General features: G+C 74.7%; 8 protein-coding genes. 4 read left to right on the plus strand and 4 right to left on the minus strand.

Features of this window, described 5'->3' with window-relative positions:
* The 4 genes from B1205_RS32620 to B1205_RS28290 all read right to left on the minus strand — a co-directional run.
* On the minus strand, positions 1-240 hold a 240-nt coding region (locus B1205_RS32620), incomplete at its 3' end, for a hypothetical protein (RefSeq protein ID WP_254910276.1).
* 7 nt (positions 241-247) lie between these two features.
* On the minus strand, positions 248-757 hold the full coding sequence (locus B1205_RS33215) for a glycosyltransferase (protein WP_369597321.1): 510 nt from the start codon (positions 755-757) through the stop codon (positions 248-250).
* A 512-nt stretch (positions 758-1,269) separates the two neighbouring features.
* On the minus strand, positions 1,270-2,505 hold the full coding sequence (locus B1205_RS28285; protein WP_089158378.1) for a cytochrome P450: 1,236 nt from the start codon (positions 2,503-2,505) through the stop codon (positions 1,270-1,272).
* A 37-nt stretch (positions 2,506-2,542) separates the two neighbouring features.
* Positions 2,543-3,520: a sugar phosphate nucleotidyltransferase gene (locus B1205_RS28290; RefSeq protein WP_089158379.1), complete on the minus strand. Its 978-nt coding sequence runs from the start codon at positions 3,518-3,520 to the stop codon at positions 2,543-2,545.
* Here B1205_RS28290 and B1205_RS28295 point away from each other — a divergent pair.
* From B1205_RS28295 to B1205_RS28310, 4 genes are all read left to right on the plus strand, one after another.
* Positions 3,513-4,397, plus strand: a complete 885-nt coding sequence (locus B1205_RS28295) for a class I SAM-dependent methyltransferase (protein WP_089158380.1) — start codon at positions 3,513-3,515, stop codon at positions 4,395-4,397. The two genes, B1205_RS28290 and B1205_RS28295, sit on opposite strands and share 8 nt — an antisense overlap.
* A gap of 52 nt (positions 4,398-4,449) precedes the next feature.
* Positions 4,450-5,307: a methyltransferase domain-containing protein gene (locus B1205_RS28300; RefSeq protein WP_089158381.1), complete on the plus strand. Its 858-nt coding sequence runs from the start codon at positions 4,450-4,452 to the stop codon at positions 5,305-5,307.
* 88 nt (positions 5,308-5,395) lie between these two features.
* Entirely contained in the window at positions 5,396-7,210 is a 1,815-nt protein-coding gene (locus tag B1205_RS28305; RefSeq protein ID WP_217809897.1) for a selenium-binding family protein, read from the plus strand.
* Positions 7,194-8,282 carry a hypothetical protein gene (locus tag B1205_RS28310; protein ID WP_089158383.1) on the plus strand — a complete coding sequence of 363 codons (1,089 nt, stop codon included), beginning with the start codon at positions 7,194-7,196 and terminating at the stop codon, positions 8,280-8,282. The genes B1205_RS28305 and B1205_RS28310 overlap by 17 nt, the downstream gene beginning before the upstream one ends.
* Positions 8,283-8,958 lie beyond the last annotated feature (676 nt).

The following is an 8,958-nucleotide window of genomic DNA, read 5'->3' on the forward strand; positions in this document are numbered from 1 at the left end:
CAGCCGCAACGCGTCGGCGACGAGATGATGGTCGCGCGCGAGCCGGTCGGCCCGGAGCACCACGAACCCGGCCGACACCGGCGAGACCGGGTGACGCTGCCCGTGCACGGTCACGCCGATCCGGTCGCGGACCGGCACCGCCGCCCGGAACACGGTGATGCCGGTGATGTCCGGCGGTGTCCCGGCCGACGCGGGCCGTGGTTCGGCGGCCAGTGTCCGGCTCGTGGCGGGGTCGGTCATGGCCGGCTCAGGACGCCAGCTCGACCAACCGGGACACCACGGCGGCGGGTGGCGCCATACCCGCCATCTCGTCTCGCACCTCGGCCGCGGCGTCGCGCAGCTTCTCGTCGCCGAGGGCCCGGGTGAGCAGGTCGGCGTCGACCTCGTCGGCCGACGCCGTGAGGCCGACCCCGCGCTCGCGGACCGCGTCGGCCTGGATGTAGCTGGGCGCACCGGAGGGGACCACCACCTGCGCCACGCCGGCGTCGAGCGAGGCCAGGATGGAACCGGCGCCGCCGTGGTGGACGATGAGCCGGCAGGTGCCGAGCAGCGCCCGCAGCGGNTTCCGCTGAGCAGGACGACGAACTCGGCGTCCACGCCGGCCGCGGCGGCGTAGAGCGCGGACAGCAGCTGCGCCATGTTCGGGGCCATGATGTTGGTGCCGATGGTGACCGCGACCCGGGGCCGACCGGCGGGCACGGTCAGGTCGAGAGGCAGCACGCCACCGCCGTTGTACGGCACGTACCGCATCGGCCAGGCACCCGCGCGGGTGACCACCATGCTCGGCGGGGCCACGTCGAGCAGCGCCCGTCGCCGCGGCAGGCCGCTCAGGCCGTACGCCTCGAAGGTCTCCGGGATGAGCTGGTCGAGCCGCTCGTAGAAGTCGCCGGTGCGCAGCAGGCTCGCCCCGTGCTCCACCGCCGGCACCCCCAGCGTGGGGGGNGGCGCCAGCGCCCGGCCACCTCGATCATGCGGTCCACGTACTGCCGGGTGGCCTCGATCAGCAACACCATGCCGTCGTCGATGCGGGTGGCCCGCTTCGCCACGATGTCCGGCCGGGTGGCGTTGATCTGGGCCAACGAGGGGCACCGCCCCTCGGGGTCGAAGTCGATGACGTCCAGCCCGGACGACGCGACCGACAGCGCCGGGCCGGTGGTGGCGACCGCCACGTCGTGCCCGGCGGCCCGCAGCGCCCACGCCAGCGGCACCATCGGGTAGAGGTGGCTGGCCAGCGGGGTGGACAGGAACAGCACGCGCACGGCGGTCTCCTTACCGGGCCAGAGTGACGGGCAGGTACTGGAAGCCGCGCAGGTTGTGCCCCGGGCGACGGCGGGCGGTGCCGGCCGGCGCGACGGTCGTGCCGGTGGCCACCAGGACGCGCAGCACCTCGCCGAGCACGAGCCGGCCGAGGTGGGCGCCGAGGCAGTAGTGCACCCCACCACCGAAGGAGAGCGAGGGGCCCTCGTCGCGGGTCAGGTCGAGGCGGTCGGGGTCGGTGTAGTGGCCGGGGTCCCGGTTGGCCGCGCCCTGCACCCCGATGACGATCTGGCCGGGCAGCAGGTCGATGCCGGCGACCGTGCACGGCTCCAGCGCGGTGCGCGGGTTGAGGTTCAGCGGCGGGTCCCAGCGGGCCAGCTCCTCCACCGCGAGGGGCAGCAGCGACGGCGGCAGGTCGGTCAGCGCGTCGAGCTGGTCGGGATTGGTCAGCAACGCGTACATCGCGTTGCTGAGCAGGTTGACCAGGGTGTCGCTGCCGGCGTTGAGCAGGTTCGCCGAGGCGGCCACCACCTCGATCCGTTCCAGCGAGCCGGCGTCCAGCGCGCCCGCGAGGCGGCTCACCACGTCCTGCCCCGGATCGCGGCGCCGGTCGTCGACCAGGTCGCCGAAGTAGTCGGCCATGTCGATCACGGCCTCGGCGGCGGCCGGCAGGTCGGTGGTGGCGGTCATCGGGTCGAAGACCTTCATCGACTCCGGCGACAGCCGGGCCAGCTCGGGCCGGTCGGTCTCCGGCACGCCGAGCATGTCACCGACCACGCCGGTGCCCAGCGGCGAGGCGAACCCCCGGACCCAGTCCACCTCGGACGCGCCGGTCAGTTCGTCGAGCAGGCGTTCGATCCGGCCGACGATCCGGGCCCGCAGCTCCGCCACGTGCCGGGGGGTGAACGCGGCGGCGACGGGGCGACGCATCCGGGTGTGCAGCGGGGGGTTGGCGAACACCATGGTGCGTTTCCAGAGCGCCATCACCGGTTCGACCAGTTGCGGCGGCAGGTCGGTGAGGTGCTGCACCGACTCGTCGCCGCGCCCCAGCGCCCGGTGCCGCAGGATGAGGTCGACGTCGTCGTAGCGGCTGAGCACCACCATGCCGGCGCTGGTCGTGAAGACCGGCGCGTGCTCGTGCAGCCAGCGGTAGTGCGCGACGGGCTCGTCGTCCGCTGGGCTGTCGAGGAAACCGAGGAAGACCTCCTCGGCGGCGTTCCCGGTGGTGGCGTCGGGACGGATGCTCACGGCGCAACTCCTGCCTGTCGAGAACCGTTCGAGGAGCCTAACTACGGAAAGATATAGTGTCAACGATGTCCGGGTCGGGTGAGCGGTCGCCGCTCGCGTAGCGCCGATCGGCCTCCCGGTAGTCCGCGAGGCTGCCGCCCACGTCGCACCACCAGCCGGACACCTCGGAACAGCGCAACCCGCCGCGGCGGGCGTACCGGCGGTTGAGTTCCCAGATCTCCGTCTCGCCGCGCGCCGACGGGCGCAGCGTGCGGATCTCGTCGAAGACGTCCCGGCGGTAGAGGTAGACCCCGAGTTCCATCAGCCCGGGCCGGTGCCGCCGCGGATCCTTGTCGCCCACCTCCCGCACCTGCCCGTCGACCACGCGCAGCGGGGTCTGGCCGGCGGTGTCCGCCACCCGGGTGGCGAGCAGCCGCGCGCCGTCGGGCTGGTCCAGGAAGTCGGCGACCACGCCGGCCAGCCCTGCCTCCAGCAGCAGGTCACCGCAGATCACCACGATCGGCCGATCGCCCACGTGCGGCTCGACCTGGGCGATCGCCGAGGGCATCCCCACGCCCGTGGCCGGCTGCCAGACGTACGCGAGACTGCGCAGTCCGAGATCGCGACCGTCGCGCATCGCGGCGAGGAACGCGCCGGCGTGGCGGTCGTCGATCACCGCCAGCACGTCGCGTACGCCGGCGGCGGTCAACTGGTCGATCACCCGGGCGGCCAGCGGCCGTCCGCCGACCGGCAGCAACTGCTTGCTGGTCCGGTCGGTCAGCGGGGCGAGGCGGGTGCCTCNGGTGCTGGAGTGGGCACGGGGTTCCCCTTTCCGCGGCCGGACGCGTCTTTGGTCCTGAGTCGACGCTTGAAGAACAACTAGCACAACGCGGCTCTGCGTGACTAGAGTGATGCTGTCCGTCGCGGCCGGGCCGCGAGCGCGTCGCCGGCCGACCCGGCCGGCCCGCGCGACGCCCGACGACGGTGGTGCCCGGTGGCCGCGTCCACGACGACGAGCAGGGGAGACCATGAGCATGCCGGTGCCCGACCGGGCCAGCGTCCTCGAACAGCAGCGGCAGACCTGGGATTCGGTCAGCGAAGGCTGGCAGGTCTGGCGGGAGACCTTCGAACGCGGTGGCGCGGTGGTGACCCGCCGCCTGCTCGAACTGGCCGGGCTGCAACCCGGCGACCGGGTGCTCGACGTGGGCAGCGGGTGCGGCGAGCCGGCCCTGTCCGCCGCCCACGTCGTCGGGGCGCAGGGGCAGGTGCTCGGCATCGACATCTCCCCGGCGATGATCGGCATCGCCCGTCGCCGGACCGCCGAGCTGCCCCAGGCCCGCTTCGAGGTCGGTGACCTCGCCGACCTCGACCTGCCGGAGCACTCGTTCGACGTGGTGCTCAGCCGGTGGGCGCTGATGTTCCTGCCCGACCGGGCCGAGGCGCTGCGGGCGCTGCACACCGTGCTGACCCCCGGCGGGCGGTTCGCCGCCGCGGTGTGGGGGCCCGCGGCGGAGGCACCCGTGGTCGGGCTGCCGTTCCAGGCGATCGTGCCCCTCGTCCAGGGGCCCACGCCTCCGCCGCCGCCCCCGCCGGACGCGCCCGGCCCGTACGCGATGGCCGACCCGGCGCGTTGTCACGCCGAGTTGACCGACGCCGGCTTCGTCGACGTCCGCGTCGAGCAGGTCCGGGCCCCGTTCTGGGTCGAGTCGCCGGAGGTGTTCGCCGCCTACACCCGGGCGCTGTTGCCGGCGCCGGTGCTGGCGATGTTGCGCGACCGGCTGGGCTCGGCGGACGACCCCCAGCTCTGGGCCGAGGTGGCCCGGCTCGCCGAGGACCACCGCGCAGCCGACGGCACCGTCCAGCTTCCGTCCACCGTGGTGCTGATCAGCGGAGTCGCCGGCAAGTCGCACTGACCGGTCCGTCCTCTCGGCCGCCCCGGCCGCCGCCCGTCCCCAGGAGGTCCAGATGAACTCGCAGGCCGTTCGCGCGCAGCAGATCACCGAGTGGACGCTGTGCGCCGGGGCGTGGCGGGACCATCGCGCCAACTTCGTCGAACCCGCCCGCCCGATTACCGAGGCGATGGTGCGCCTGGCCGACCTGCGCCCCGGTGAGCGGGTCCTCGACCTGGCCTGCGGGGTCGGCAACCCGGCGATCGACGTCGCCGCCCGCGTCGGTGACACCGGTTTCGTGCTCGGGCTCGACCTGGTCGAGGCCATGGTGGACGGTGCCCGGTCGGTGGCGGCCGAGCTGGGGGTGCGCAACGTGGAGTTCCGCACGATCCCGGACGAGACGAGTCTCGGCGTGCCGGACGGCAGCTTCGACGCCGCCACCTGCCGGGCCGGCCTCCAGTACATGCCGGACCGGGCCGGCGCGACGGAAGCCGTGCTGCGGGCGCTGCGTCCCGGCGGCCGGTTCGTCGCCATGACGCTCGGCGCCGCCGAACGCTGCATGCCCTTCCAGCTCACCAACGGCATCGTCGGCCGGCATGTGCCGCTGCCCGAGAAGGCGCCGGACGACGAGTCGGGCCCGGTGGGTCTCTCCTCGCTGAAGGACCTGGTCCACCTGTTCACCGAGGCCGGTTTCGTGGACGTGCGGACCGAGGTCTTCGAGTCGCCGATCTTCGAGGCCGCCGATCCCGCCTCGGCCTGGGAGTTCTTCACCGCGACGGCGGGCCCGTTCATCGCGTTGCTCGACTCGCTGCCGGCGTCGACCCGCCAGGCCATCCACGAGGACGCGGTCCGCACCTTCGGCGCCGCCTTCCCGGACGGGCCGGTTCGTCCGACCGGGGAGGTGCTGGTGGTGTGCGGCCGGCGGCCCGACTGACCGCCCACCTTCCCCTGAGCGTCGCATCAGTTTAATATCTGATAGCTATCCGAGTTCGTCCATGCCCCTCCGACGACCGGGAGAAGCCGTGCCCACCGCACTCCACAACCGCAGATTCCTCGTCCGGCTGGCGGCCGTCGCGACCGCCTCGGCCGTGGTGCTGGCGCTGTCGGACCAGCCCCGCGTCCAGGCCGCCCCGGTCGACCTGCTCACCTCCAGCGTCGTCGGCACCGACGGGCAGACCTACTCGGCGACCAACCACCTGGTCCGCCCGACCCGCCCGGCCCGGCACCACACCCCGAAGGAATGGCTGCTGGCCTGGGCCGGCGACGAGACGTCCCCCGCGTCGGCCGGGGCCGGCGTCGCCGGCGGCGCGCACCACGCCGCCCCCGGCACCACCGGTGATCCCGACTTCCTGGCCGTCATCGACGTCACCAAGGGCTCACCCGACTACGGCAAGGTGGTCAACACCGTCACCATGTCGCCGGTGACCGGCAACGAGCCGCACCACCTGCAGTACGTCTGGCACAAGGGCCAGCGTCTCTTCGCACACGGAATCTTCAGCGACGTCACCTACGTGCTGGACGCCAGCCGGCTGCCGCAGATCAAGCTGGTCGGCATCAACCTGTCCGCCGACACCCCCTGCGGCTCGCTGCCGGACGCCTCCTGGGTGCTCAAGGACGGCACCGCGTACGTCACCTACATGGGCGGGCCGGACGTCGCCGGGCCGTGCCGCTACCCCAACGGTGAGGTCCGCTACGGCAACGGCTTCGGCGGCACGCCCGGCGAGGTGGTCCGGATCGCGCCGGACGGGCGCACCCTGACCGAGGTGCCGGCCGACCGGCCGGAGGGCGACAACCGTGGCACCTGCGCGAGCATCCCCCAGGTGACGCCGGCGACCTGCGCCAACCCGCACGGCATCCAGGTCCGGGAGGACCTCGACCTGATGGTGGTGAGCGACTTCGCCGAGGCCCGCAACTACCTCGACCCGAGCAGCGAGGTGATCGACCCGTACCTGCTCCGGGACACCATCCGGGTCTTCGACATCTCCAAGCGCAACGCACCCCGGCTGAAGTCGGTCTCGTACCTGCCGGAAGGCCCCCGCGTCGACCAGATCCCGGCCTTCTCCGAGCCGCGGATGGTGATGGAGAACGCCGTCACCAACCAGCGCCGGCACAGGGGCGTCTTCGCCTCCACCATGTCCGGCGGCGCGGTCTTCTACACCCCGGACATCACCGTGCCGAACCCGCAGTGGCGGGAGATCTTCGACGACACCACCGCCTACCGCACCTTCGACACCACCGGCCTGCTCACCGGCTCCAACTCGGGCGGGAGCTGGTTGCAGACCAGCCTGGACGACCGGTTCCTGTTCCACGCGGTGATGGGGTCCGACCCGCGCGTGCCGCGGGACGTCAACAGCGGGATGCTCTACGTGTTGGACATCCAGAAGCTGCTGGCGGCCGGCCGGGACGTCCGCTGCAAGATCGACACGGCGGCCGAGGTGAGCACCGGCGGCGTCGAGCCGGACTGCCCCGCGCTGATGGGCGTCGTACCGCTGCGCGACGCCGTGTCACCGCTGCTCGGCGTCGGCCCGCACTGGGGCGCCATCGACCACTTCGGGCCCGCCCCGGGCCGCGGTGGCAAGCTGCGCGAGCAGGAGCGGATCGACCGGGTGGCCACCTCGAACTACTTCGTGGCCACGTCCGGCATCGACGGCGACCACCGGGTCTGCATGATCGACATCGCGTCGAACGGCCGGCCGACGCTGGACACCACGTTCCGCGACGAATACTCCGACCTGCCCTGCGTCGGCTTCAACCGGGCCCGGTGGCCGCACGGCGCCACCGGCAACGCGCGGCCCCACGGCGTCCTGTTCGCCGTCGCCGATGCCGACCTCCGCTGACCCGGCCGGCCGGCTCAGCGCCGGCCGGCTCGGGGCCGGGCTGCTCGTCCTCGTCGCCGTCCTCGCCACGGTCACCGCGGCGTCCGCGCCGGTGACCGCGGAGCCGGTCGGGCTGCCGGTGCTGCGGCAGGTCGACCTCGGCGAGCCGGGCGCGGTGCTGGTCGTCCCCGGGCGCCCCGGACGCAACCTGGTCCGGGTGCCCGCCGCCGGGTGGGCCGTCGGCGCCGCCCCGGACCACCTCCGGCCGGCCACCGCCCGGCCCGGCACCGACGGGGCCTGGGCCACCGTGGAGCTGGCCCCCGGGCAGCGTCAACTCTGGGTCGGCCGGGCCGGGCGGACGGTGGCGCTCAGCGTGCCCGTCGGCACCGGCCCCCGCGCCGACGACGAGCTGACCGGCACCGACGGCCCGGAGTGCGCGACGGCCGTGCTGGGCCGGCTCGCCGCCGGGCGGCCCGCGCCGGTCACCACCTGCCCGGCCCGGCACCTCGGGGTGCCCGACCGGGCCGCCCTGGTCGCCGCCGTCCGCTTCGTCGCCGGGCGGGCCGTGGAGACGATCACCGTCGTCGGCGACGGGTCCCCCCGCTCCCGGGAGGCCACCGCGGCGGTGACGGCCGAGGCCCGGCGGCAGGGTCTCACCGTGTCACCCGACGGCCGGGGCCCGCTGGTGCTCGTCTCCGGCTGGGACGTCGCCCGGCGTACGCTGGCGGACGTCGCCGCGGGCCGGCGCAGCGCGCCCGCCGGCGCCTACCTCGCGCCCTGGCTGCTGCACGCGCCGGTGCTCGACCAGCCCGTCGGGCAGGTGCTGGCGCTGGCGTTCGGCCCGATCGAACCGGGCCCCCAGCGGTACCTCGGCGCGCTCGCCGCGACCGCCCCCGGCGTGCCGCCCAGCGCCGGCGGCTACCAGGCGTTCCTGGCGGCGACCGGCGGCCATCTCACCGGCCCGGTACGCCTCTACGCGGCGGCCCGGCTCACCGTGCCGGGCGACGTCGGCGGGCACGCCGGCCACCGTGGCACCGCCTGGCTGCCCGGCGGCACGGTCACGCCGGTGACCCGGGGCCTGGACGCGGGCTGACCCCGGTCGGCCCCCGCCGGTCCCGGGGCGCAATTGCGGACCCGGCCAGGTGCGCCCGGCGGCGCGGCGGCACCCGCGGTCCCGGCCGGCTTCACCGGTCCCCTGGGCGTCCCAGCCGGCCTCATCGCCCCCGGCGTCCCCGGGCACCCCGGGCGTTCCCGGGCACCCCGGGCGTTCCCGGGCACCCCGGGTGTCCCCGGGCACCCCGGGTGTCCCCGGGCACCCGGGCGTTCCCGGGCACCCCGGGCGTCCCCGGTCGTCCCCGGTTGTTCTCGGTCGTTCTCGGTCGTTCCCGTCGTTCCCGGGCGGCCTCGGGCGCCGGGGTCGACCGGGCGGCTCCCGACGCGAGCAGACCTGCGCGGTGTTTCCGACGATTCGGCGTGGGCGCGAACCGCCCGGTCGCCGAGGCCGCCACCCGACCGGAGGGCTCGCCGCCGGGTCCGCTCCGGACGGGGCGGCGACCGCATGGGCACCGCCTCCCCGCCGAAGCGGTGGCGACCGCCCGGCCCTCAGCCGATCAACCTTCTCCGGCACGTGGCCGGGCGGCTGTCGCTGGTTCGCCGAGGTGGCGGTATCGAGGAGGGTCGGATGTCGCATTTTCCCCGAACTGGTGCGGCGTCCGCGTGGCGTGACCGGGCCGCCCCCGCGCCCGGACCGGGGGCGGGGGCGGGGGCGG

This window comes from Micromonospora sp. NBS 11-29 (assembly GCF_002140155.1).
Lineage (GTDB): Bacteria > Actinomycetota > Actinomycetes > Mycobacteriales > Micromonosporaceae > Micromonospora.